General features: G+C 75.6%; 25 protein-coding genes and 1 pseudogene. 20 read left to right on the top strand and 6 right to left on the bottom strand.

Annotated elements, in window-relative coordinates:
* Positions 1 to 54: 54 nt before the first annotated feature.
* From ACQPYN_RS26475 to ACQPYN_RS26465, 3 genes are read left to right on the top strand one after another with little or no spacing between them, the layout of a single operon-like run.
* Entirely contained in the window at positions 55 to 1,824 is a 1,770-nt protein-coding gene (locus ACQPYN_RS26475; protein WP_433029428.1) for an acyclic terpene utilization AtuA family protein, read from the top strand.
* A complete protein-coding gene (locus ACQPYN_RS26470) occupies positions 1,817 to 3,295 on the top strand; it encodes a CoA transferase (protein WP_433029426.1) in 1,479 nt (492 codons plus the stop codon). The genes ACQPYN_RS26475 and ACQPYN_RS26470 overlap by 8 nt, the downstream gene beginning before the upstream one ends.
* Positions 3,286 to 4,104, top strand: coding sequence for an N-acetylmuramoyl-L-alanine amidase (locus ACQPYN_RS26465; protein ID WP_433029424.1), 819 nt, complete (start codon positions 3,286 to 3,288; stop codon positions 4,102 to 4,104). The genes ACQPYN_RS26470 and ACQPYN_RS26465 overlap by 10 nt, the downstream gene beginning before the upstream one ends.
* A 17-nt stretch (positions 4,105 to 4,121) precedes the next feature.
* Here ACQPYN_RS26465 and ACQPYN_RS26460 read toward each other — a convergent pair whose 3' ends face one another.
* Entirely contained in the window at positions 4,122 to 4,463 is a 342-nt protein-coding gene (locus tag ACQPYN_RS26460; protein WP_433029422.1) for a hypothetical protein, read from the bottom strand.
* A 310-nt stretch (positions 4,464 to 4,773) separates the two neighbouring features.
* On the opposite strand from ACQPYN_RS26460, the gene ACQPYN_RS26455 reads away from it, so the two are divergent.
* From ACQPYN_RS26455 to ACQPYN_RS26445, 3 genes are all read left to right on the top strand, one after another.
* The gene (locus ACQPYN_RS26455) at positions 4,774 to 5,655 is read left to right on the top strand and encodes an SAM-dependent methyltransferase (protein WP_433029420.1); all 882 of its coding nucleotides are present in this window, start codon (positions 4,774 to 4,776) and stop codon (positions 5,653 to 5,655) included.
* A gap of 139 nt (positions 5,656 to 5,794) precedes the next feature.
* Positions 5,795 to 7,393, top strand: coding sequence for an aldehyde dehydrogenase family protein (locus ACQPYN_RS26450; RefSeq protein ID WP_433029419.1), 1,599 nt, complete (start codon positions 5,795 to 5,797; stop codon positions 7,391 to 7,393).
* Positions 7,394 to 7,540: 147 nt separating this feature from the next.
* Complete coding sequence (locus ACQPYN_RS26445; protein ID WP_433039062.1) at positions 7,541 to 8,533, top strand: potassium channel family protein; 993 nt, start codon at positions 7,541 to 7,543, stop codon at positions 8,531 to 8,533.
* 7 nt (positions 8,534 to 8,540) lie between these two features.
* Here the strand turns inward: ACQPYN_RS26445 and ACQPYN_RS26440 are convergent, their stop codons facing one another.
* From ACQPYN_RS26440 to ACQPYN_RS26430, 3 genes are all read right to left on the bottom strand, one after another.
* Positions 8,541 to 8,891, bottom strand: coding sequence for a hypothetical protein (locus tag ACQPYN_RS26440; RefSeq protein WP_433029418.1), 351 nt, complete (start codon positions 8,889 to 8,891; stop codon positions 8,541 to 8,543).
* Positions 8,892 to 9,101: 210 nt separating this feature from the next.
* Entirely contained in the window at positions 9,102 to 9,746 is a 645-nt protein-coding gene (locus ACQPYN_RS26435) for a DUF7002 family protein (RefSeq protein WP_433039060.1), read from the bottom strand.
* Positions 9,743 to 9,952: a hypothetical protein gene (locus tag ACQPYN_RS26430; RefSeq protein WP_433039165.1), complete on the bottom strand. Its 210-nt coding sequence runs from the start codon at positions 9,950 to 9,952 to the stop codon at positions 9,743 to 9,745. The genes ACQPYN_RS26435 and ACQPYN_RS26430 overlap by 4 nt, the downstream gene beginning before the upstream one ends.
* Positions 9,953 to 10,192: 240 nt before the next feature.
* Here ACQPYN_RS26430 and ACQPYN_RS26425 point away from each other — a divergent pair, with 240 nt between their 5' ends.
* The 7 genes and pseudogenes from ACQPYN_RS26425 (at position 10,193) to ACQPYN_RS26395 (ending at position 16,050) form a co-directional block, all read left to right on the top strand.
* Positions 10,193 to 11,263, top strand: coding sequence for an LCP family protein (locus tag ACQPYN_RS26425; RefSeq protein WP_433029417.1), 1,071 nt, complete (start codon positions 10,193 to 10,195; stop codon positions 11,261 to 11,263).
* Positions 11,160 to 12,167, top strand: a pseudogene (locus ACQPYN_RS26420) (GMC family oxidoreductase); the annotation flags it as partial. The gene ACQPYN_RS26425 and the pseudogene ACQPYN_RS26420, both read left to right, overlap by 104 nt.
* A gap of 206 nt (positions 12,168 to 12,373) precedes the next feature.
* The gene (locus ACQPYN_RS26415; RefSeq protein ID WP_433039058.1) at positions 12,374 to 12,823 is read left to right on the top strand and encodes a GMC oxidoreductase; all 450 of its coding nucleotides are present in this window, start codon (positions 12,374 to 12,376) and stop codon (positions 12,821 to 12,823) included.
* A gap of 192 nt (positions 12,824 to 13,015) precedes the next feature.
* Positions 13,016 to 13,270 carry a hypothetical protein gene (locus ACQPYN_RS26410; RefSeq protein WP_433029415.1) on the top strand — a complete coding sequence of 85 codons (255 nt, stop codon included), beginning with the start codon at positions 13,016 to 13,018 and terminating at the stop codon, positions 13,268 to 13,270.
* A gap of 54 nt (positions 13,271 to 13,324) precedes the next feature.
* Positions 13,325 to 14,602: a hypothetical protein gene (locus ACQPYN_RS26405; protein ID WP_433029413.1), complete on the top strand. Its 1,278-nt coding sequence runs from the start codon at positions 13,325 to 13,327 to the stop codon at positions 14,600 to 14,602.
* A gap of 43 nt (positions 14,603 to 14,645) precedes the next feature.
* Positions 14,646 to 15,053: an SRPBCC family protein gene (locus ACQPYN_RS26400; RefSeq protein WP_433029411.1), complete on the top strand. Its 408-nt coding sequence runs from the start codon at positions 14,646 to 14,648 to the stop codon at positions 15,051 to 15,053.
* Positions 15,054 to 15,153: 100 nt separating this feature from the next.
* Positions 15,154 to 16,050, top strand: a complete 897-nt coding sequence (locus ACQPYN_RS26395; protein ID WP_433029409.1) for a hypothetical protein — start codon at positions 15,154 to 15,156, stop codon at positions 16,048 to 16,050.
* On the opposite strand, the gene ACQPYN_RS26390 is transcribed toward ACQPYN_RS26395, so the two are convergent.
* Complete coding sequence (locus ACQPYN_RS26390) at positions 16,047 to 16,505, bottom strand: universal stress protein (protein ID WP_433029407.1); 459 nt, start codon at positions 16,503 to 16,505, stop codon at positions 16,047 to 16,049. The two genes, ACQPYN_RS26395 and ACQPYN_RS26390, sit on opposite strands and share 4 nt — an antisense overlap.
* Before the next feature lie 170 nt (positions 16,506 to 16,675).
* Here ACQPYN_RS26390 and atpF point away from each other — a divergent pair, with 170 nt between their 5' ends.
* The 6 genes from atpF (at position 16,676) to ACQPYN_RS26360 (ending at position 20,782) form a co-directional block, all read left to right on the top strand.
* Entirely contained in the window at positions 16,676 to 17,179 is a 504-nt protein-coding gene (gene atpF / locus ACQPYN_RS26385; RefSeq protein ID WP_433029405.1) for a F0F1 ATP synthase subunit B, read from the top strand.
* Positions 17,180 to 17,366: 187 nt separating this feature from the next.
* Positions 17,367 to 17,753 carry a hypothetical protein gene (locus ACQPYN_RS26380; protein ID WP_433029403.1) on the top strand — a complete coding sequence of 129 codons (387 nt, stop codon included), beginning with the start codon at positions 17,367 to 17,369 and terminating at the stop codon, positions 17,751 to 17,753.
* 234 nt (positions 17,754 to 17,987) lie between these two features.
* The gene (locus tag ACQPYN_RS26375) at positions 17,988 to 18,575 is read left to right on the top strand and encodes a hypothetical protein (protein WP_433029401.1); all 588 of its coding nucleotides are present in this window, start codon (positions 17,988 to 17,990) and stop codon (positions 18,573 to 18,575) included.
* A 37-nt stretch (positions 18,576 to 18,612) separates the two neighbouring features.
* Complete coding sequence (locus tag ACQPYN_RS26370) at positions 18,613 to 19,530, top strand: 2-dehydropantoate 2-reductase (protein ID WP_433029399.1); 918 nt, start codon at positions 18,613 to 18,615, stop codon at positions 19,528 to 19,530.
* 45 nt (positions 19,531 to 19,575) lie between these two features.
* Positions 19,576 to 20,313, top strand: coding sequence for a hypothetical protein (locus ACQPYN_RS26365; RefSeq protein ID WP_433029397.1), 738 nt, complete (start codon positions 19,576 to 19,578; stop codon positions 20,311 to 20,313).
* Positions 20,314 to 20,401: 88 nt separating this feature from the next.
* Complete coding sequence (locus ACQPYN_RS26360; protein WP_433029395.1) at positions 20,402 to 20,782, top strand: hypothetical protein; 381 nt, start codon at positions 20,402 to 20,404, stop codon at positions 20,780 to 20,782.
* Positions 20,783 to 20,804: 22 nt separating this feature from the next.
* On the opposite strand, the gene ACQPYN_RS26355 is transcribed toward ACQPYN_RS26360, so the two are convergent.
* Entirely contained in the window at positions 20,805 to 21,329 is a 525-nt protein-coding gene (locus tag ACQPYN_RS26355) for a hypothetical protein (RefSeq protein WP_433029393.1), read from the bottom strand.
* A gap of 371 nt (positions 21,330 to 21,700) precedes the next feature.
* On the opposite strand from ACQPYN_RS26355, the gene ACQPYN_RS26350 reads away from it, so the two are divergent.
* Positions 21,701 to 22,654 (top strand): RDD family protein, encoded by a 954-nt coding sequence (locus tag ACQPYN_RS26350; RefSeq protein ID WP_433029391.1) that lies wholly within the window; start codon positions 21,701 to 21,703, stop codon positions 22,652 to 22,654.
* The last annotated feature ends 202 nt before the right edge of the window (positions 22,655 to 22,856 follow it).

Genomic DNA, 22,856 nt, shown 5'->3' with positions numbered 1-22,856 from the left:
GAAGGGGAGACTCCGGGCCGCCCGACCCGTCCCGATCACCTTCCGGGGGCCCGCTTGACTGACCGTCCGGTCCGCATCGCCAACTGCGCCGGCTGGCTCTGGGACCGGTTCTCCGGCCTGCGCGACGCCCTGGCGGGGCCCGTCGACGTCGTCACCGGCGACTACCTCGCCGAGCCGACCCTGCGCCAGCTCGCCCTCGAGCGCGCGCAGGATCCGGCGCTGGGCTACGCGCGCAGCTTCCTGGCCCAGTTCACCGACGCGGTGGGCCTGCTGGCCGAGCGCGACGCGCGCCTGGTGGTCGACGCGGGCGGGCTCAACCCCGCGGGCCTGGCGGACGAGGTGCGCCGGGTGATCGCCGAGGCGGGCCTCGCGCTCGTCGTCGCGCACGTCGAGGGCGACGACCTGTCCGCGCGGCTCGACACCCTCGGCGCGCTCGAGCACCTGGACACCGGCGTGCCGCTCGCCGACTCCGGCCTGGAGCCGACCACCGCGAACGCCTACCTCGGCGGCTGGGGCATCGCGGCCGCGCTCGCCGGCGGCGCGGACGTCGTGATCTGCCCGCGGGTCACCGACGCCTCGCTCACGGTCGGGGTCGCGGCGTGGTGGCACCGCTGGGGTCCCGAGGACTGGGGTCCGCTGGCCGGCGCGGTGGCCGCGGCCCACGTCATCGAGTGCGGGCCGCAGGCGACCGGCGGCAACTTCTCGGGCTTCACGACGGTCCCGCGCGTCGACGACCTCGGCTACCCGGTCGCCGAGATCGCCGCCGACGGGACGGCCGTGATCACCAAGCACGAGGTCGCGGGCGGCACGGTCACCACCGACACCGTCACCGCGCAGCTGCTCTACGAGATCCAGGGCCCCACCTACCTCAACCCCGACGTCACCGTGCATCTCGACGACGTGGTCCTCACCCAGGTCGCCCCGGACCGCGTCGAGATCACCGGGGTCACCGGCTCGCCGCCGCCCCCCACCACCAAGCTCGCGATGACCGCGCCCGGCGGCTTCGAGTCCGGCGTCGCCTTCTACGCCACGGGGCTCGACCTCGAGGCGAAGGTCGCCCTGCTGCGCACGCACGTCGAGCGGATCACCGACGGCCTCGACCTGAGCCTGCTGCGCGTCGACCGCATCGGGACGCCCGTCGAGGACCCGCCCGACCAGTGGGCCGCCGCCCAGCAGATCCTCGTCACCGCGCAGTCGCGGACGAGGAGCCAGGTGGATGCGCAGCACTTCGTCGCGCCGATGACCGGGCTCTTCCTCCCCGGCTACCCCGGGCTCTACGTCAGCCCGCTCAAGGTGTGCGCGCCCGTCGTGGAGTACTGGCCCGCGCTCGTGCCGATGGACGTCCTCGACCACGTGGTCGTCACCGCCGACGGGACGCGCACGCCCGTGAAGGACACGCCGGTCCGCGCGCCGGTGACGGGTCAGCGGCCCTCGGACGACGCGCCACCGGTCCCCGACCTCGGACCGACCCGCCGCGCCCCGCTCGGCCTCGTCGCGCACGGTCGCTGCGGCGACAAGGGCGGCAACTCGAACATCGGGCTGTGGATCGGTGCCGACACGGACCCGCGCGCCTGGGACTGGCTGCGCGGCACGCTGTCGACCGAGCGCCTGCGCGCGCTGTTCCCCGACGCCGCCGACGTCGTCGTCGAGCGCCACGAGTTCCCGACGCTGCGGGCGGTGCACTTCGTCGTCCACGACGTCCTCGGCAAGGGTGCGTCGTCCAACGGGCGGCCCGACATCGCCGGCAAGGCCGTGGCCGAGTTCCTGCGGGCGCGACACGTCGCCGTGCCGGAGGCACTGTTGACGGAGCGCCCGGATGTCTGACCTGACCAGCCGTCTCCAGCACGCCTGGGACAACCCGCTCACCGGCGACGACGGCTTCGACCCGCTCGCCGAGCTCGACGACGTCCTCGCCCCGCTGGGCCTCTCGGCGGCGGACGCGGGCGGCGCGGTGACCCTCGCCGGCCGCGATCCCGTCGTTCCGAGCCCGGTGCGCGTCGGGGCGGCCGCGAGCATCGGCCTGTTGGCCAAGTCGGTCGCGGCGGCCGCGCTGCACCGCGACCGCGGTGGGCCCGGCCAGGACGTGCACGTCGACCTGCGCGCGTCACCGCACCGGCTCTGCCCGTTCTACGACCGGCGCTGGGAGCTGCTCGGCGGCTACCCCGTGGCCTCGAGCGTCGAGCAGGGCAACGCGATGGGGTTCGCGTTCTTCCGCTGCGCCGACGGGCGCTGGGTGATGCCGCAGAACATGTACCCGAACCTGCGCGAGCGGGCCCAGGAGCTGCTCGGCATCCCGCTGACGAAGGCCGCGGTCACCGAGGCGATCGGGCGGTGGGAGGCCGACGAGCTCGAGGACGCCGCCGCCGCGGCCGGCGTCGTCATGCCGCGGGTGCGGACGCTGCCGGAGATGCTGGCGGAGCGTCAGTACACCGACGTGCTGGCCGACCTGCCGCTGGTCGAGGTCACGAGGATCGGCGACAGCGACCCCGAACCGCTCCCGCCGCCCGGCGCGCAGCCGTTCTCGGGCCTGCGGGCGCTCGGGATGGGCCACGTCATCGCCGGGGCGGGCTTCGGGCGCGCGTTCGCCCTGCACGGCGCCGACGTCCTCAACCTCTGGCGTCCCGGCGAGACCGAGCACGAGACCACCTACGCGTCGGCGAACGTCGGCATGCGCTCGGCGTTCCTCGACCCGCGCCGCGACCGCGCCGAGCTCACCCGGCTGCTCGCCGGCGCGGACGTCCTCTTCCACAACCGGCGCCTGGCGTTCCTCGACGAGATCGGGCTCGCGCCGGGGCAGGCGGTGGCCGAGCGGCCGGGGCTCGTGTCGGTGACGGTGTCGCTGCACGGCCTGGAGGGACCCTGGGCGGGCCGGCCCGGTTTCGACCAGACCGCGGGCTCGGTGACCGGGATGATGATGCTCGAGGGCGGCGGGGAGGCACCGCGCCTGCCCCCGATCCTCGTCGTCAACGACTACATCGTCCCGTGGCTCGCGCAGGCCGGGGTCGTGTCCGCGCTGCGGCGCCGGGCGGTCGAGGGCGGCTCGTACCACGTGCACGTGTCGCTGACCCGCGTCGCGCTGTGGATCCTGTCGCTCGGGATCTTCGACCACGGCTGGGCGCACGCGACGGCCGGTCGCACCGAGGAGCACCGCTACCTCGACCCCGAGACATTCACCGCCGACACCGGGCTCGGCGCCTACCAGGGCGTCACCGACCAGGTGGCGATGTCGGCGACGCCCGGGCACTACGACCCGGTGCTCGTGGCGCGCGGGTCGTCGGAGCGCGCGTGGCGGTGATCTCCCGCGCGGTCCTGGTCCTCCTGCTGGCCCTGCTCGCCGCGTGCGGCACGACCCCGGCCCCGCCCCCGCCCGCGACAGCGGCACCGGCGCCCTCCCCGGCCCCGGCCCCGGCCCCGGACGCGCGGTCCCGGGCGGCTCCGGAGGCGCCCGTCGTCGTCCTCGACCCCGGCCACAACGGCGGCAACGCCGAGGCCGCGGACGAGATCGCGCGCGAGGTGCCCGACGGCCGGGGCGGCACGAAGCCCTGCAACACCACCGGCACAGCGACGTCTGGCAGAGGGACCTCGGGCGGCTACGCCGAGCACGCCTTCGCCTTCGACGTCGCCCAGCGGGTCACGCGCGTGCTCACCGAGCGCGGGGTGGTCGTGCGCTCCACCCGCCCCGACGACGCCGGCGTCGGTCCCTGCGTCGACCGGCGCGCCGCGGCCGCGAACGACGCCCGGGCCGCGCTGACGGTCTCGATCCACGCCGACTCCGCTCCCGCCACCGACGACCGCGGGTTCCACGTCGCCGTCGCGGACCCCGCGCTCGCCCCCTCGCAGCGCGGGCCGTCGCTCGACCTCGCCCGGGCCCTGGTGGCGGGCCTCGAGGCCCAGGGGTTCACGCCGTCGACCTACCGCGGCGAGGGCGGGGTCGACCCGCGCCCGGACCTCGCGGGGCTCAACCTCGCGCGCGTGCCGGCCGCGCTCGTCGAGTGCGCGAACATGCGCAACCCCGGCGAGGCCGCCGTGCTCACCGATCCCGCGGGTCGGCAGCGCTACGCCGACGGCATCGCCGCGGGCATCCTGCAGACGTTGGGACGCTGAAATCTCAGGCGGCGATCTCAGGCGGCGCCCGTCGACTCCTCGTGCCAGCGCACCACGCGCACGACGACGTCGTCGAGCTCCTCGCGGTCGAGGGTCCTGCGCAGCGACTCCGCGACCTCCAGGGCGTCGAACCCGGGGTACGGGCCGTGCGCGTCGACCTCGCCGGTCTGCGGGTCGACGGCGAGCACGATGTAGCCGTCGCACTCGTCGAGCTCCGCCTGCGCGGTCAGCCAGTCCACCTGCGGTACCCGGCCGATCGGGGCGGCCTTCGCGGGGTCGGCGTCGGGACGGCCACCGGTCGGGACGGCGGTCGGCTCGGCGGGGTCCAGGCGTGCGGGACACCGGGCCTCGTTCTCCATCGGTTCTTCTCCTCCACGTTCCGGCACGAGGGGGTCCATGCCGTCCCGGTCCGGCCCCGGCGTCCGGCGCCACCGTCGGGGGACGGGAGGCGTGGGCGTGGAGCCGCTGTCACGAGTGGTGACGGGAGAATGCCCAACTCCTGATTCAAGTTTTCAACTATTCACCCGTGCGGGGGGACCGCTCGGCGACTCATCTCCCAAGCCGACGCATAGCGTGACATTCGGTGTCCGCCTCGTCACGCCCCGTTGCATACAAGCGATCTCCAGATAGATTGTTAGGCGAACTAACGTCTACTCGGGAGGCCGTCTCGTGAACCGGTACGAGCAGTGGGACATCGTGTCGAGCGTCGGCCTGACGGCCCTCGTCGTGGCGGCCGGGCGCTCGGTCGACACCCACCGTCGGGACGGCCTGATCTCCGATCCCTACGCCGAGCGCTTCGTCGCGGCCGCCGAACCCCCGACGCCGTTGCCCACGCGCCCGGTCACGCCGCGCAGCGACTCCGAGGACGAGCTCTGGCAGATGATGTCGGGCTACATGGGCGTGCGGACGCGCTTCTTCGACGAGTTCTTCGACGCCGCGGGCCGGGCCGGGGTCCGCCAGGCGGTCATCCTCGCCGCCGGGCTCGACGCGCGGGCCCAGCGCCTGGAGTGGGCGCCCGGCACCACGCTCTTCGAGGTCGACCAGCCCGCGGTGCTGGCGTTCAAGGACGAGGTGCTGGGCGAGGCGCCCGGCGGCGGCCGGCCGCGCTGCGACCGGCGCACCGTCGCGGTCGACCTGCGCGACGACTGGACCGGTGCCCTCGACGGCGCGGGCTTCGACCCGTCCGCGCCCACCGCCTGGCTCGCCGAGGGCCTGCTCCCGTACCTGCCCGCGGAGGCGCAGGAGGCGCTGCTCGGGGCCGTCGACGAGCGCTCCGCCCCGGGCTCGCGGGTCGCACTCGAGGACTTCACCGACATCGCGCGGCAGCTGCAGGACCCGGCGTTCCGGCGGGTGGCCGACGGGATCGGCGTCGACATGTCCGAGCTGCTCCACAGCGACGACCGCCCCGACCCGGGGGACCAGCTCGCGGCGCGCGGCTGGACGATCCAGCGCGTCAACGCGACGGACGTCGCGGCGGGCTGGGGCCGGACGTTCGACCCCCTGACCCAGCGGCTCAACGGGCGGGCGGACTTCGTGACCGCGACCCGCTGAGGGCTGCCCCCTCCAATCACCCGGGGTGCCGACCCGGCCACGAGCAGGGCGCGACACGTCCGTCGGACGGTTCCCGTGGGGCGCCCGGGGTGCCTATGGTCGTCGGGTCCCGACCCCGAGCGACCGGGAGACCACGATCATGAGCGACGCAGCCGACGGCACCGCCCGGCTCCACGTCCCCGACAGCGTCAGCTGGTCGGCCGTCACGGGCCGGGTGCGCGACCTCGTCGGGGAGGCCTTCGCCGACGACGGGCCCGCGAACCTCATCGACGGCGAGTGGAAGGCGGTCGGGACGCCGAGCGAGCAGACGAGCCCCGTCGACGGCTCGTCTCTGGGCACGATGCTCAAGGTCGACGCGGCGACCGCCTCGGACGCGGTGCAGCGCGCGGCCGCCACGCACCGCTCCTGGGGCGACGTCGACCTCGACGAGCGCCGGCGCCGGGTGTCGGCGTCCCTCGACGCGATGGAGAGCGCCCGCGACGACCTCGCGCTGCTGCTGGCCTGGGAGATCGGCAAGCCGTGGGCGATGGCGTGCGCCGACGTCGACCGGTGCATCTCGGGCGTGCGCTGGTACGTCGAGGAGATCGAGGGGATGCTCTCCCGCGACGTCGAGGGGGCGCCGGCGAAGCGTGCGCCGCTCGAGGGCCCGGTCTCGAACATCGCGAGCTGGAACTACCCGATGAGCGTGCAGGTGCACGCCGAGCTGGTGCAGCTGCTGGCGGGCAACGGCGTCGTGGCGAAGACGCCCACCCAGGGCGGCTGGATGACGCTGACCGTCGCCCACGCCCTGATGGCCCGCGAGGGGCTGCCCGTGACGCTGCTGGCCGGCGACGGCTCGGAGCTATCGGACGCGCTGATCCGCTCGCCCGAGATCGGGGCGCTCGCGTTCGTCGGCGGGCGGTCCAACGGCGGCCGCGTCGCCGCGCAGCTCGCCGACACCGGCAAGCGGCACATGCTCGAGCAGGAGGGCCTCAACACCTGGGGCGTCTGGGAGTTCTCCGACTGGGAGACGTTCTCGGGGATCCTCAAGAAGGGCTTCGAGTACGCCAAGCAGCGGTGCACCGCCTACCCGCGCTTCGTCGTGCAGCGCAAGCTCGTCGACCAGTTCCTCGGGACGTACCTGCCGGTGCTCGAGGGCGTCCGCTTCGGGCACCCGCTCGCGGTCGAGGAGGGCGGCGACGGGGTCGACGACCTGCCCGCCCTCGACTTCGGCCCGCTGATCTCCGCGGCGAAGGCGACCGAGCTCGACGAGAGCGTCGAGGAGGCCCTGCGCCACGGGGCCGTGCCGCTCTTCCGCGGCGACAAGGCGGGCGGGCGCTTCCTGCCCGGCCAGGACACCGCCGCCTACCACGCCCCGGTCTCGATGCTCGCCCCTCCGGGGGCGTCGCGGCTCATGCACGAGGAGCCGTTCGGGCCCGTCGACTCGATCATCGTCGTCGACACCGAGGCCGAGCTGCTCGCGCAGATGAACGCGTCGAACGGCGCGCTCGTGGCGAGCATCGCGAGCGACGACACCGAGAAGGCCGAGCGGCTCGCCGAGCAGGTCCAGGCGTTCAAGGTCGGGATCAACAAACTGCGCTCGCGCGGCGACAAGGACGAGGCGTTCGGCGGGCGCGGCGAGTCGTGGAAGGGCGCGTTCGTGGGCGGCGAGTACCTCGTCCACGCCGTCACCGAGGGCCCGCCCGGGGAGAACATCTTCGGCAACTTCCCGGGCTACCAGCGCACCCCGCCCACCTAGTGCCCCGGTAACCTCGCCGTGGCGCGCGCCCCAGGCGGCCCGCCGTCGTGACCGACGAGCCGCGGGAGGGGCCGGGAGATGGTCCTGCGAGGCCGCGTGTCGCGGGACGCCTCACCGGCGCGCATCGAGGGCGGCGCCTCGGTGCAGATGCCCGAGACCGGGGTCGGGCCGATCGTCGCGCTGCTGCGGCGCCTGTTCCTGGCCCTCGGTGCGCTCACCGCCGCCGCGCTGATCGTCTACTTCCAGCGCGACGGCTACGTCGACAACAACAACGACGACGGCATCGGCCTGATCGACGCCTTCTACTACGCGACGGTCTCGCTCTCGACCACCGGCTACGGCGACGTGGTGCCGGTGACCGAGTCCGCGCGGCTGTGGACGATCCTCGTCATCACGCCCCTGCGGCTGCTGTTCCTCATCGTCCTGGTCGGCACCACGGTCGAGCTGCTCACCGAACGGTCCCGTCAGGCGTTCCGCATCAACCGCTGGAGGTCCCGCGTGCGCAACCACGTCGTGGTCGTGGGCTACGGGACGAAGGGCCAGGCCGCGGTCACCACCCTGCGCGGGGACGGGCACGACGTCGACCACATCGTCGTCGTCGACACCGATCGCGGCCGGCTCGACGCGGCGTCCGCGCTCGGGCTGGTGACGGTGCGCGGCGACGCGACCCAGTCGTCGGTGCTGCGCACGGCCGGGCTGCCGCACGCCACGGCCCTGGTCGTCGCCACCAACCGCGACGACACGGCCGTCATGGTCACCCTGACGGCCCGCGAGATGGCGCCGAAGATCACGATCACGGCGGCGGTGCGCGAGGCCGAGAACGTGCACCTGCTGCGCCAGTCCGGCGCCGACTCCGTGGTCGTCTCCGCCGAGACCGCGGGCCGCCTGCTCGGGATGGCCACCACGACGCCGGCCGTCGTGTCGGTCGTCGAGGACCTCATCTCGCCCGAGTCGGGCCTGAGCCTGGGCGAGCGGACGGTCACCGAGAACGAGATCGGCGGCTCGCCGCGGCACATGCGCGACATCGTGCTGGGTGTCGTGCGCGACGGGACCGTGCACGCCATCGACGCCCCGGAGGTCGACGCCCTGGAGCGCGGCGACCGCCTGCTGTGCGTGCGGCGGGCGGGGCCCGACGAGTGAGCCGTTCCTAGCGGTGCACCGAGAGCAGGCACCCGGGACAGTCCGCCTGCTCCGCCCGCAGGCCGGGCACGACCTGCTCGACGGCGGCGCCGCACCGCGCGCGCAGCCCCGTCGGGTCGCCGAGCTCGCCGGAGACCACGTCGACGACGTGCTTGCGACGGTCGTCGCGGCCGGCGGCGACGAGCTCGAGGCGTCCGTCCGGGGCCGGGTCGCCGGGAGTGGGCCTGCGGGGGATGTCGGTGTCCGGCCGGTCGCCCAGAGGCGGTGGGGGCACCGAGGACGGCATGGGGTCCATGCCGCTGCTCGGTCGCCGGCCCCCGGGCCGGGCGTCGGGGTGGCCGGGGTCGGGAACGGTCATCGCTGGAGCCTCCTCCCGTCGGCGGCGCGTCGGCGCCGGCGTCGGTGCGTGCCGACCACGGTAGGCCTGCCCGCCGGGTGGTGTCGGCCCGTTCGCGGAGGGCGCAGCCGCGCGCCGACCCCGTGATCAGCAGGCGGGAAGACACGCACGGCGGGCCTTTCAGGGTGTGTTCCGGTCTGCTGATCACCCGGGACGGGCTCGCCGGGCGGGTCAGAGATCGATCGGCTCGACGCGCCCGCCGGGGTGGTGGACGGCCGCGGCGAGCACGAGGTCGGCGGCGTCGGGAACGGCGTGCTCGACGGTGACCTCGGCGACGGTCCGTCCGCGGGGCCACGCCGCGAGCGGGCGCGCGGTGTCCGGGCCGCGGCGGGGCGGGTTGATCAGCGTCGCCCCCATGTTGATGGGGGACAGGCGAACCGCCGCCGCGTGCCGCTCCAGAAGCGCGGCGGTGTCCAGCTCGAGCACGAGGTGGGCGCGGTGGCGGTAGGCGCGCGCCGCCAGGAGCCCGGCGACGCGCCTGCGCGTCGGCCACAGGTACACCCGCGCGTTGAGCATCCGGTAGAAGTCCGCGACGTCCATGCCCTCGAGGCAGCGCACGAGCTGGCCGTCGTGCAGCACACCGTTGTCGCGCAGGACCACGGGGTCGCGCCCGGGCGCGTGCAGCGTGACGGCCGCCGGGCGGCGTCCGGCGACCAGCGCCGGCGCCGCCCCGAACCGCTCGACCAGCGCGGCGGCGCTCGCCAGGCCCTCGGCGCGGATCGACGGCCACGCGCCGGGCTCGGTCATGTGGAAGAGCCGGGGATGCCGCGCCGCGAGCTCGGCGGCCGTGGTGCCCGTCGTGTTCGGGGAGCTCAGGAGCGGCGGCGCGGCAGCGGCAGTGCGGGGTCCCCGCCCTCGTCGGACGTGCTGTCGCGGGTGGGGGGCGCCGCCGCAGGCAGATCGCGCAGACCCTCGAGCACCCGCTCGAGGAGCTCGGGTCGCGGGGCGGGCACGGGGCCCAGGGCCACGCGGGCGGCCTCGCGCTCCAGGACGGCGTCGCCGGTGTCTCGATCGGGCGTCACCCGTCCGAGGGTAGGGCGCCCGTCCGTCCGGCGGGCCGGACCCCGGCATTCGCGCGGGCGACGGCAGGTGTGCCGCGACGAGCCGCCCGGAACCGCCCGTGAGCGGGCTGTCACGCTGGGCCGCACGGTGACGGCGGACACCGCGTGTCGCGTAACGGCAGCCGCTCGTCGTCCGAGGAGAACGGGAGTGAGGTCTCCACCGACGGAGGTGGCGACCCGGGGAGCAGGGATGGTCGGGGAATGAGCATCGGCAGCGTGATGGGTCCCGGGGGCCCGGGTCCGGACCAGGACGAGGAGCCCGCCCGGAAGCGGCGGGGGCTGCGCGCGCTGATCTACGGCCTCATCGCCCTGCTCGTGCTGGTGCTCCTGGCCGCGGCCGGCGTCGTGCTGGTCACCCAGCACCTCGGCTCGCAGGTCGGCCGCTATCCCTCGGTGTTCGCCCCGATCGACCCGTCGTCGCGACCCGCGGACGCCGCCGGGCAGACGTTCCTGCTGATGGGCACGGACACCCGCTCGCCCGAGGCGACCACCGGCACCGACGCCGCGCCCGACGCGGTCTTCGGCTCCACGCGCAGCGACGTGATCATGGTGGCCACCATCGCGGAGGACGGCCAGAGCGCGAGCATCATCTCGATCCCCCGTGACTCCTGGGTCGACGTCCCGGGACGCGGCAAGAACAAGATCAACGCGGCCTACGCGTTCGGCGGGCCGCCGCTGCTCATCGAGACCGTCGAGCAGCTCTCGCGCGTACACATCGACCACTTCGCGGTCATCGACTTCGCGGGCTTCGCGCAGATGACCGACGCCGTCGGCGGCATCGACGTCAACGTCGGCCAGGAGACCGAGCGCGACGGCGTCGTCGTCCCCGCCGGTCCGCAGCACCTCAACGGCGAGCAGGCCCTCGTCTACGTCCGCGAGCGCAAGAGCCTGCCCGGCGGTGACCTCGACCGCGTCCGTCGCCAGCAGGCCGCGCTGCGCGCGTTCGTGCAGAAGACGCTCTCGTCCGGGACGCTCTCCAGCCCGCCGACCGCGTACGCGGCGGTCGACACGGTCACCCGCCACGTCGGCGTGGACGACTCGCTGTCCAACACCGGGCTCGCCCAGCTCGCGTTCGGCATGCGCGACCTGCGCAACTCGTCGATCTCGTTCCTCACCGTGCCCGTCACCGGGACCGGCGACGAGGGCGGGCAGTCGGTCGTCTACCTCGATGAGGGCGCAGGCCGTGACCTGTGGTTCGCGGTCAACACCGACGCCGTGCCGCAGTGGGCCGCCGCCCGCCCGCAGGAACAACTCTCGGACACCCCGCGCTGACGTTCCCGGTTGCAGCGAACGGGTATCTCGCTGCTTCTATGCGCACGAAGTCCGCGTTGATCACCGGGATCAGGCGTGCGACGGGCGCGGGGGTGGGCGCGTGAGCTGGGACGTGGTGATCGTCGGCGGGGGCTCGGCCGGCTGTGCGCTGGCCGGGCGCCTGAGCGAGGACCCTGCCCGCCGGGTGCTGCTGCTCGAGTCGGGGGCGGCGATCATCGACGCCGCCGCGTTCCCGGCCGAGGTCCGCGACGTCGCCTCGCTCGCCGCCGCCGACCCCGACGGCCCGCACACCTGGGACGTCGGCGTCGACCTGACGCCGGAGCGGTCCACGCGGGTCGGTCGGGGACGGCTCCTGGGCGGGTCGAGCGCGGTCAACGGGGCCAACCACGTCCGCGCGACCCGGGCCGACCTCGACTCCTGGCCGGGCTGGTCGTACGACGAGACGCTGCCGTACTACATCCGCGGCGAGCACGACCAGGACGTGCGCGGGCCCCTGCACGGCGACGCAGGCCCGGTGCCGGTCGTGCGGCCGGCGGGCGAGATGCGCGCGCCCGTCACCGAGCGCTTCCTCGCGGCGGCCGCCCGGATCGGCGTGCCCACCGAACCGGACAAGAACGGCGACCAGCCGCCCGGCGCGGGCCTGGTGCCGGGCAACGTCCGCCGCGGCGTGCGGGTCAACGCGGCGATGGCCTACGTGATCCCGCACCTCGCGCGGCCCAACCTCACGGTGCGCGGCGACGTCACCGTCGCCCGGGTGCTGCTCGACGGCGACCGGGCCGTCGGCGTCGAGGCCGTGGGCGGCGAGCGCATCGAGGCCGGCGAGGTGGTGCTCTCGGCCGGCTCGGTGCTCACCCCGCAGCTGCTGGCGGTCTCGGGCATCGGCCCGCCCGACGCCCTGCGCGCCGCCGGCCTGCCGGTGCGTCACGAGCGCCCGGGCGTCGGGCAGGGCTACACCGACCACCCGAACGTCTACCTGGCCTTCACCGACGACGGCGGCCTGCACCCCGAGGCGCCCACCGCGCAGGCCGCGGTCCACCTCGACGGGGGCGACGACCCGGCCGGCGACCTCGAGATCCTGCTGTTCGCCCGCCCCTTCGCCCCGGGCGGCGCGTGCCACCTCATGTGCGCGCTCCAGGCCCCCGAGAGCCGGGGGACCATGACGTTCGGGCCCGACCCCACGGCGCCGCCCCGCCTCGAGCACCACTACCTCGCCTCGGAGCGCGACCGCGCCCGGATGCGCTGCGCGGTGCGCCGCGGGGCGACCTGCTCGCGGCCGCCGGGTTCACGCTCGGCGCGGAGCGCGGGCTCGACGACCGGGGGCTCGACGCGTGGATCCGCGCGCACCTCGGGACGTCGGCCCACCTGTGCGGCAGCGCCCGGCTCGGCCTCGCCGACGACCCCGGCGCCGTCGTCGACCCCGAGCTGCGGGTGCACGGGCTGGCGGGCCTGCGGGTGGTCGACACCTCGGTGCTGCCCACCGTGCCGCGACGGGGACCGGCCGCCACGGCCCTGGTGCTGGGCGAGCGCGCGGCCGACCTCATCGCGGGATCGCGGACCTGACGGAGGGCTGCCGCGAGGGCCGTGATCACGGTGCGGGATGACCGGTTCGTGCCGGTCAGGACGGGTGCATCCTGATCTTTCACCGGACACGGTCACAGCTGCGACACGATGGGGTGGATCAGTGTCACGTCCTGCGTGCCCGCGACGACACTTCCTGCGAGACCTCCCTCCGAGGTGATCGAGGAGAACCCGATGTCGTTCCTGCGCCGCCGTGTCGACGCCCCCGCCGCAGGCCCGGCCGATGCTCCCGCCGCTGCCCCCGCTGCCGCCGACCCGGCACCGCGCCTCTCGCGCTCCGAGCGCAAGGCGCAGAAGGCCGAGCAGGCCGCGGCCGCCGAGCTCGCCGCCCGCATCTCCCGCGCCCAGCGCCGCCTCGCCCAGGCCACCGGCCCGCTGCCCGTGGCGGCCCCGCGCCGCTCGTCGGAGGACGCGGTCCCGAGCGAGTAGTCCGCGCCGGGGTGTGCCGGGGCCGTCACGGGCGGCGCATGACACGCTGCCGCCGTGTCCCTCCGGCGCCGCCTGCTCGCCTCGGTGGCCGGGACCCTCGCGGCCGCCCTGCTGCTCGCCGGCTGCGGTGCTCCGGACGCCGGCGAGAGCGCTCCGCCGCCGGCCTTCGACCCGCCCCTCGGGTTCGCGGCACCCACCGGGACGCTGTTCGGCGGCTCCGGCTCGCGGGTGTTCGGCCGCGACGCCGACGACCTGCCGGCGGCGCTGGTCGGCACCACGATCTGGGCCACCGACGGCGGGCGCCTCGTGCACGCCGACTCCACCGGCGCCGCGATCCCGGGCCCGGCCGCGCCGCCCGACCGCTTCGTCGCGGGCCGGCCCGTCGCCACCCCGGACGGGGCCGTGCTCGTCGGCGGGGCGAGCGTGGTGCCCGGCTCGGGCACCACGCCGCCCGGCCTCTCGGTCGACCTCCTCGCGTTCGACGCGGGCACCGGCGCGCTGCGGTGGAACGCGGCGACCGTCCTGCCGTGGACGGAGCGCCCGCCGGCCGTCGCGATGACCGTCGCCGGCGTCGTCGCGGGCGTCGCCGTCCTGACCGCCAGCACCGACAGCCAGCGCACCGCCCTCGGCGTCGACCTCACGACGCAGCGCGTGCTCTGGAGCGCCGACGGGGTCGCCGTCGACGCCGTGCTCGCCGACGGTCCCGCCGGCGGCACCGCGCTCGGCGTCGCGACCGCGCCGGGCGCGAGTCGCGCCTACGCCGCGTCCGCTGTCGTCGCCCTCGACGCCGTCACCGGCCTCCGCCGCCCCGACGTCCCCAGCGGCCTCGGGGGCGAGGTCCTGCGCGCCCCGGAGATCACCCCCGCGGGCCCGGGGCTCGCCGTCGTCTCCGGGCGCACGGCGGCGACGACGCTCGCCGCGCCCTCGGCGTCGTTGCGCTTCGTCGACGCGCGGGGCGCCGAGGTGCGCACCGTCGACGTCGGCAGCTCGTACACGCCGCCGCGCTGCGTGTGGGACGAGGCGGCCACCACCGTCTGCGGCGGTGACACCCGCGTGTTCGCCGTCGACGCCACGACCGCCGCCCCGCTGTGGGAGCTGCCCGACGCCGGCGCCAACCGGGTCTCCCCACGCCTGACGACGGCCTGGCACGGCGCGGTCTACGGCACGACGGTGAACGGCCCGGTCGTGCTGGACGCGCGCACCGGCACCGACCGCGACACCCGCCCCGGTGCCGCCCCGGTGCTGGTCAACGCCTACCTCGGCCTCGGGGCGGAGGCGTCCGGGGTGGCCGGGTTCGGCGGCGGCGCGACGATCACGCCCGCGGTGCGCTGAGGGGCCCGGGGCTAGGAGATGGCAGACCGGGGTAGCCCCGGCCATGGGTGACTACGAGCACAGTGCCGACGTCCGCCGTCCTCCCGAGGAGGTCTTCGACTACCTCGCCGACGTCTCGCACCTCCCCGAGTACTTCAGCGGCCTCGAGAAGGCCTCCAGCACGGGACCCGAGGAGGTCGCCGTGACCGCGAACGTCGAGGGCGAGCGCTACGAGGGCACGGCCTGGATGCACGCCGACGCCGACGCGCGGAGCCTGCGCTGGGGTGCCGAGCACACCAGCGGCTACCACGGCGAGCTGTTCGTGACCGGGATCGGCGACGTCGAGTCCCGGGTGACGGTCACGCTGCACACCGAGCGCGCCGACGGCCCGGGCATCCGCGCCGGCCTCGAGCAGACGCTCGCCGACCTCAAGCGCATCCTCGACGGCTCCGGCACCGAGCCGGCCCGCTAGACGATCTCGGTGACGTGCACGACTGAATCGTGCGACGTGGCGACCGTCACCCTCCTCTGGCATCCTTGGTGGCTCCCGACCTCAAGGGAGCGGAACGCCCGTGCGCATCCCGTTCGTCCGTCGTCGAGCCACCACCACGGCCCCCAGGCGCAGGACCACCACCTCGCCGGCCTCCACCACCACCTCCGGACTCGCGGCGGGCACCACCCGCCGGCAGGTCCCCGGGCCGGAGGTCATGGCGGGGATGGAGTACCTGGACACCCCGAGCCGTGAGGCGGTCCGCGCGCCGGCGCCCGAGGTCGCGGTCTGCGGCATCGACCCCCAGGTCCCGGGCAGCCCGGCCGTCCCGCGGCTGCACCTCGTCGTCCCCGACGAGGGGCCCGAGGGCACGCGGCCCGACTCCGTCGAGCAGCTGCTCGCCCGGGACGGGGCGGTGCGGGTGCGTCGCCTGACCGTCGACGTGCGCGGGCTGCGCGACGTCCTCGAGAGCCGCGGGGGCTGGAACCTGCTCGCCGCGCTCGTGCGCGACCCGTCCGACAGCGTCACCAACGCCGTCTTCCGGGCAGCCATGTCGGCGCCCGACAGCGCCGGGCCGGCCGGTGCCGTGCTCGAGCCGGGCGATGTCGACGTCGAGGTGTGCGTGGTCGGCGAGGGCGACACGGTCGCGGGCCGCTGCCGTCGCGAGCTCGGCCGCGGCCGCCTCTCGCTCACCGGCTTCCTGGCCGACTCCGAGCGACTCACCCGCCGTCTCGCCGAGGCGCTGGCCCGTCCCCGCGACCGGGGCACGCGGCGCTGCTTCGAGCACGCGCTGGCCGACGTCCTCGCCGACGCTCCGCTGTCCGAGCTGCTCGGGCGCCACGGCGCCGCGCCGTACTGCACGGTGCCCGGGACGTGGGCCACCCCGCCGACGGCCGCCACCCCGGTGCCGCGGCGCTCGTCGCCGTCCGAGCAGGCCGGAGCCGCCCCGGTCCTCGAGGAGGCCGCGCCCGCGCGCTAGGTCGTGTGCACGATCAGCACGTCGGTGGGGGAGCGGCGCGAGACCTCCGCGGGCACCGACCCGAGCAGGCGCCCCGCGAAGCTCGCCAGGCCCTTGTTGCCCACCACGACGAGGTCGGCGTGGTGCAGCTCGACCTTGTCGCAGATGGCCTGCACCGGCTCGCCCTCGACGGCGACGGTGTTGACCTCCTCGGCGCCGGCGCGCCGGGCCACGTCGCGGGCGTCGCGCAGCTTCTCCTCGGCGGGGTTCGCCCCGATGATCTTGTAGGCCTCGTCGCCGAGCGCGCGCTCGGCCTCGGCCCGGTCGCGGTCGTTGCTGCGACCCGACCTCTCGTACGCACAGACGATGAGGAGCTTGGCGCCCGCGTCCGCGGCGATCTGCGCGGCCCGCGTGACGGCCGACGTGGCCGAGGAGGAGCCGTCCGTGCCCACCGCCACCAGCTTGTAGTCACCCACGGCGGCACCCTAGGACGCTCCCGAGCGTGTGCGCCGCGCGACCCGGGGTCGCCTCCCCGGAAGAGATCGGACAGACTGTGCGCGAGCGCCCGACCGGCGGACCCCGTCGGCGCGTGGTGCCGTGACCTCCGACGACGCCCGACGACGACCGACAGGCGGTGCAGCCGACGATGACCATGGCGAGCGGCTACTTCGTGCTCACCCCGATCTGGCACGAGATCGTGATCGGGCTGATCGCGTTCGGCGCGCTGTTCCTCGTCATGAGCAAGGTGCTGCTGCCCCGCCTCGAGAAGGTCTACGCCGAGCGCCACGACCGCATCGAGGGCGGCTTCGAGCGCGCCGAGCAGGCCCGCGCCGAGGCCCGCCGGGTGCAGTCCGAGTACCGCACCCGCATCGGCGAGGCCCGCGAGGAGGCCACCCGCATCCGCGATGCCGCGCGCGAGGAGGGTCAGCGCCGCAGCGACGAGGTCCTCGCGAACGCCCGCGAGGAGGCCGCCCGCCTGGTCGCGCAGGGCCGCGAGGAGCTGGCCACCCAGCGCTCGTCGGTCAGCTCGGACCTCCAGCCCGACATCTCGCGCCTCGCGCGTCGCCTCGCCGGCAGCCTCCTCGGTCGCGAGGTCGGCGAGGACGAGTACCGCCAGACCGTCGACGACTACCTCGGCGAGCGGGTCTGAGCGCGCGTCCGGTCGTCGCGGCTCGCTGAGCTGCGGAAACCGGACGAACAGGACGCCGGGCGCCTCCTGGATCACGGCCAGGTCACGATTGTGGCGTGTCGCACACGAACCGGCGTCGTGTCGGTAACGACCCGCCCGTACCGCCCCGATGTCCGCCCGACGGCACACCGGGCGGACGGGGCGGCACATGGGCGAGCGAGCAGGGCGTACCGGCGGTCGTCGAGGCGCCGCACTACTCCTGACCCTGGGCGTCCTCGCTCTGGCGTTCCTCGCCGGGGGCCTCCTGCTGGGCTCGGCGCCCGCGTCCGCCGCGGATCCCGTCCCTGCGGTGCCGGCGCCCTACGGCGGACAGCTCGACGCGCCGGACCCGGGCGGGACGTTCGACGACGAGCGCGTGCTCGAGGTCGGGATGCTCGCCCTCGGTTCGCTCAACGGCCTGGCCGTCGCCGGCGTGCTGTTCGTCAACCGCCGCGGGAGCGCGGGCTCCGCGCTGGAGACCCGGCGTGCGCTCATGGCGCGCACCGACCGCGGCGTCCCGTCGGGGCCGCGCAGCCCCGCACGACGATGGGGATGATCCACTCGCCTCGAGTCGTCGGCGTCCGGACGGACTAGTCGATGGCCCCTATCGGCCTCCGTTCGTGCTGGTCGGAGGCCTATAGGGTGAAGGAGATCCCCCGAACGGGCTGTTCCGTCGCCGGTCCGCAACGAGTCACCCTGGCGGGGACGATCCACCGGGTGACCCCTGTGTCACCGATCGACGCCAACGGGCGCCCGACGGTGACATGTCCACGCCCCTGAAGGAGCGCAGTTGTCGACCGACGCCGCGACCCCCGCGTCCCCCGCCGACGACGGCCCGGCCCCCGAGGCCCGGCCCGCCGCCGGGCCCCTCGCGGGACCGACGGCCGTGCCCGTCGACTCCTCCGGGGGACGTCTGACCGCCCGCCTGCGCGAGGCCCGCGCGCGTCTCGAGCCCGAGCGCCCGTCGATCCCGGCGCCCCGCAGCCCCGAGGGCGTCGTCCCGCCGCCGGTCTTCGGGCGCGGCGCCGGCGCACCGTCGGCCGACCTCGTCAAGGCCGTGGAGAAGCTGCTCAGCGAGCTCGCCGACCTCGAGGACGACACCCGGGCCCCGGAACGCCGCACGCTCGTGCGCGCCGTCGAGCTCGCCGCGGCCGGGATCCCCGACGAGGGCTGGTCGGCCGAGCTGCGGGTCGACGACGAGGCGCTCACCGGGGCGTCCGAGCTCGCCGCGACGCACCTGACCGCGGCGGAGGCCCTGCTCGAGCGCCTCGACCGCGAGGACCGCGGCGGCCCCGCGGTGGAGGTCGACGGCGTCGTCACCTCGCTGCGCGTCGCGAAGATGGTGCTGGACCTGGAGTCGTTCACCCGCCGTCGCTGACGCGGCGCCCGCCCGGCAGGCCGGGCATGATCGGGCCGTGGCGCGGGTGGCGGTGGTCGGAGCCGGGGGCATCGGCGGTGCGCTGGCGGCGCTGACCGCCGAGCAGGGCCACGACGTGACGGTCTGCGTGCGCACCCCGTTCGACGTCCTCACGGTCACCCGCGACGGCGTCGAGCGCACGGTGCCGGCGACCGTCGCCGTCGACCCCGCCGCGGTCGGGCCCACCGACTGGGTCCTGCTCGCCACCAAGGCCCAGGACACCGCGTCGGCCGCGGGGTGGCTCGCGGCGCTGACGGGCCCCCGCACCGTCGTCGTGGTCGCCCAGAACGGCATCGACCAGGCCGAGCGGGTCGACGGCCTGGTCCACCCCGGTGCCACCGTGCTCCCGGCGTCGGTCGTGCTCGGCGCGGAGGCCGTCGCGCCCGGGCGGGTGGTGCACCACGGCTACGGGCGGCTGACGGTGCCGGCCGGCGCGGCGGCGGACGGTCTCGCGGCGCTCTACGAGGGCTCCGACCTCGAGATCGCGCCCACGGACGACTTCACGACCGTCGCGTGGCGCAAGCTCCTGAGCAACGCCGTCGCCAACCCGGTCACCGCGCTCACCGGGCGGCGCAACGAGGTGCTGGCCGAGCCGGCGACCCGGGACCTCGTGGTCGGGCTCGCCCGCGAGGTGATGGCGGTGGGCGGCTCGGCCGGCGCCGCGCTCACCGATGCCGACATCGACGCCCTCGTCGCCCACTACGACGGGATGCCGCCGGGACTGGGCACCTCGATGCTCTACGACCGCCTCGCGGGACGCCCGCTCGAGCACGAGTACCTCACCGGGGCGGTGGTCGCGACCGGCCTCCGGACGGGGGTGCCCACGCCCCTGAACGCCGCCGTCCTGGCCCTCCTCAGGGGTGTGCGCACCGGAAACGACGCGCTACACGACACGGGCGACACGGGCGTCGCGTGATCTGACGGCTCGCGCGGAGGGCCACGGACTGCGACGATCGGACGTATGGACGGTCGGGGTGACGGGGCACCGCGGCGTTTCCGGCTCCTGTTCGTCTGCACCGGGAACATCTGCCGGTCGCCGTTCGCGCGCTTCCACACCCGCGCGCTGCTGGAGATGCGGCTCGGGCCGCGCTGGGCGTCGTGGTTCGACGTCGCCAGCGGCGGCACCGGGGCCGTCGTCGGCTCCGAGATGCACCCGCTCTCGCGCGCCCAGCTCGGGCCGCTGGCCACGCACCCCGACGTCGCCGCCTTCCGCGCCCGCCAGCTGCCGGCCCGGGACGTGGAGCTCGCCGACCTCGTCCTCACCGTCAGCCGGTCGCACCGCTCGGCCGTGCTCGAGCTGGAACCCCGCGCGCTGCGCAGCACGTTCACCGTGCGCGAGTTCGCCCGCCTGCTCGGCAGCATCGACCCCGCCGACCACGCCGCCCTGCCCGTCGACCCCCGCGAGCGCGCCCACGCCCTCGTCGCCGCGGCGCTCGCGGAGCGCGGCCAGGGCGCGCCGGTCGACTCCGAGGACGACGCGATCCCGGACCCGATCCAGGGCGCGGCGGCCGAGCACGCGGAGTCCGCGCGCCTCCTGCACGAGGCGGTGCGGCCGCTGGTCGACGCCATCGGCGCCGGCGTCCCGTGGCCGGTCCGCCGCCGGCCCGGGCCGCCGCCCGGCCAGCATCCCGGCATGGCCCCCGTCGGCCCGGTCCGCCGCCGCCGATGCCCGGCGGCCCGTTCGGTCCGCCACCGGTGATGCCGGGCGGTCCCGTCCCGGCCGGTCCCGTCCCGGCTGGACACGGCCCTGGTGGCGTGCCCCCGGGCCGCCGCCGAACGGTGCTCCGGTGGGCCGGCCTCCCGGCATGCCCTCGGTGCTGCCGCCGGGTGCGCGTGTACCGCGTCCGCCCGGGCCGGTGGACCCGCTCCCGCCCGATCCCGTCGCGGCCGGGCCGCCCGGGAACGGCACCGCGGGCGGCGGGCACCACCGGGACGGCCGACCGTCGGAGGGTCGGTCGCCCCAGGGCCCGTCGTCGCAGGAGCCGTCACCCCGGGACGGCGAGGGCGCACCGGCGCCGGCCGGTCCACGGCGGCGGCACGGCTGGGCCGACGACGACGACGAGGACCTCGAGGACGTCGGCGGTCAGGTCGGCGAGGGCAACGAGAGCGCCGACGGTGCCGACGGTGCTCCGGCGCCGGCGCACTCGAGCACCCGCGCCGGACGGTAGGGCCCGCGGCCGGCTCCCCTGCTCAGGACGGGGCGAAGGTGAACGCGCGGCGCACCCGGGCCCGCGGCCGCGCCACGGCAGGCGTCGGCGGAGCGAGCAGGGGACGCCAGGAGGTCCAGGCGTCGTGGCCACCGGAGGTCACCGGCGCGTCGTCGTCGTCGTCGGGGTCGACGGCACGATCGACGAGGTCGCGGCACGGGTCGACACAGCCCGGGGGCCGCACGACGCAGACGCGGAGGCGCTCGGAGCCGACGGTGACGTGCATGCCGGCGCGGGGCGACCGGCCGAGCTCGAGGCCCAGGTCGGAGGCCGTGGCGTCGAAGAGCACGCCGCGCGTCGACTCGAAGCTCAGGCGGCCGTGGCGCAGCCGCAGCACGCCGGGGACGTGGGTGATCTCGCGGACGATCCACGCGAGGCCGGCGAGCACGGTGCCCTCGACGGGTCCGCGCGTGTCCGCGGCGTGCCCCACGGGCGCCTGCCGCGGGGCGGGCACGTCGGCGAGCGCCGTCGACCGGGCCGGTACGGGCGGTCGGGGTGGGATGGTCATCGTCGTGACCTCCTCCCGGGATGTTGCGATGTCGTGACCTGACCTACACCCAACGCGCGAGCCCCCTCGGGTGTCATGCTCCGGCCGGGCGAGGCGTAGCGGGCAATGGGGTGATCCGAGCTCGGGCGCGTACCGTGAGCGCACCCTTCGGCCCGTGCGGGTGACACACAGCCCCTGACGGCCCCACCAGCACTGCCCTGGGTGACCACGCGCTGGCATGCTGCCGCCCCATGGGCGCAGTGGCCCGGTGCGCGGGCGGTGAGCGGGGCCCGGGAGACCGTCCGAACACGGATTGACGGTCTCCCGGACATCACGGTCAGCAGCCATCGGGGTACGGAACGCCCTCGACGACGACTTCGGGAGAACAGAGCGTGAGCAACCCCGACGAGTACCAGCAGCAGTCAGGTTTCGGGGCGACTCCGGGGGGATACAGCCAGCAGTCCGGCTTCAGTGACCCCTCGGCGGCCGCTCCCGGGTCGCAGGACCCGGTTCAGCAAGGCGGTCCGCAGGGCCAGCCCGGCCACGGCCAGCCGCAGTACGGGCAGCAGCCGGGGTACGGCGCCCAGCCCGGGTACGGCGGCCAGCCCGGGTACGGCGGCCAGCCCGGCTACGGCGCCCAGCCCGGCTACGGGGGCCAGCCGCAGTACGACCAGCAGCAGTACGGCCAGCAGCCGGGCTACGGCCAGCAGCAGTACGGCCAGCAGCAGTACGGCCAGCAGCAGTACGGCCAGCCGTTCGCCCAGCCCGACGCCGGGTACGGCCAGCAGCCCGGCTATGGCCAGCAGCAGTACGGCCAGCCCCAGTACGGCCAGGGCCAGTACGGCCAGCCCCAGTACGGCCAGCCCGGCTACGGGCAGCAGCCGGGGTACGGCGGCGTGCCGGGCGGCGACCCCACCGACGTCATCGGCTCCCGCGTCGGGCAGTACATCCTCGACGGGCTGCTCTCCGCCGTGCCGACGTTCGTCCTGCTGTTCATCGTGGCCGGGATCGCCGGGGCGTCGGCCGACCCGAACGCGGCGCTCACGATCGTCGGCATCGGCTACGTCTTCGTCGTCATCGTCGGCCTGGCGTCCGCGTTCGTCGTGCACGCGTACTGGCCGTCCACCCACCAGGGCCAGACCCCGGCGATGGGATGGCTGAACCTGCGCATCGTCCGCGAGGAGGACGGCGGCGTGCCGACCCTCGGGCAGTGCGTGATCCGGTGGCTGCTGCTCATCGTCGACGGGCTCTTCGCCGGCATCCTCGGCCTGATCGTCATGTCGACCTCGGCCCGCCACCAGCGCGTCGGCGACATGGTGGCGAAGACGCTGGTCGTCCGGGCCTGAGGCACGGAGTCCGGCACAGAACGACCACGGACGACCGGCCTGATACACCCGGGCCGGAGATGCGTCCAGCAGCGACACGGGGGAGCGTTCCGCCCCGATCGGGCACGGGACGGAGGCGTCACGGGCGCTGACAAGGCCGGCACTGCTCCGGCCGGGCGAACCTGGACCATTCGTGCCGCCAGGCGAAACGGACTCGGTCCGC

Source organism: Actinomycetospora sp. CA-053990, assembly GCF_050948445.1.
GTDB classification, from domain to species: domain Bacteria; phylum Actinomycetota; class Actinomycetes; order Mycobacteriales; family Pseudonocardiaceae; genus Actinomycetospora; species Actinomycetospora callitridis.
This window is presented reverse-complemented; position numbering and strand designations above follow the sequence as displayed.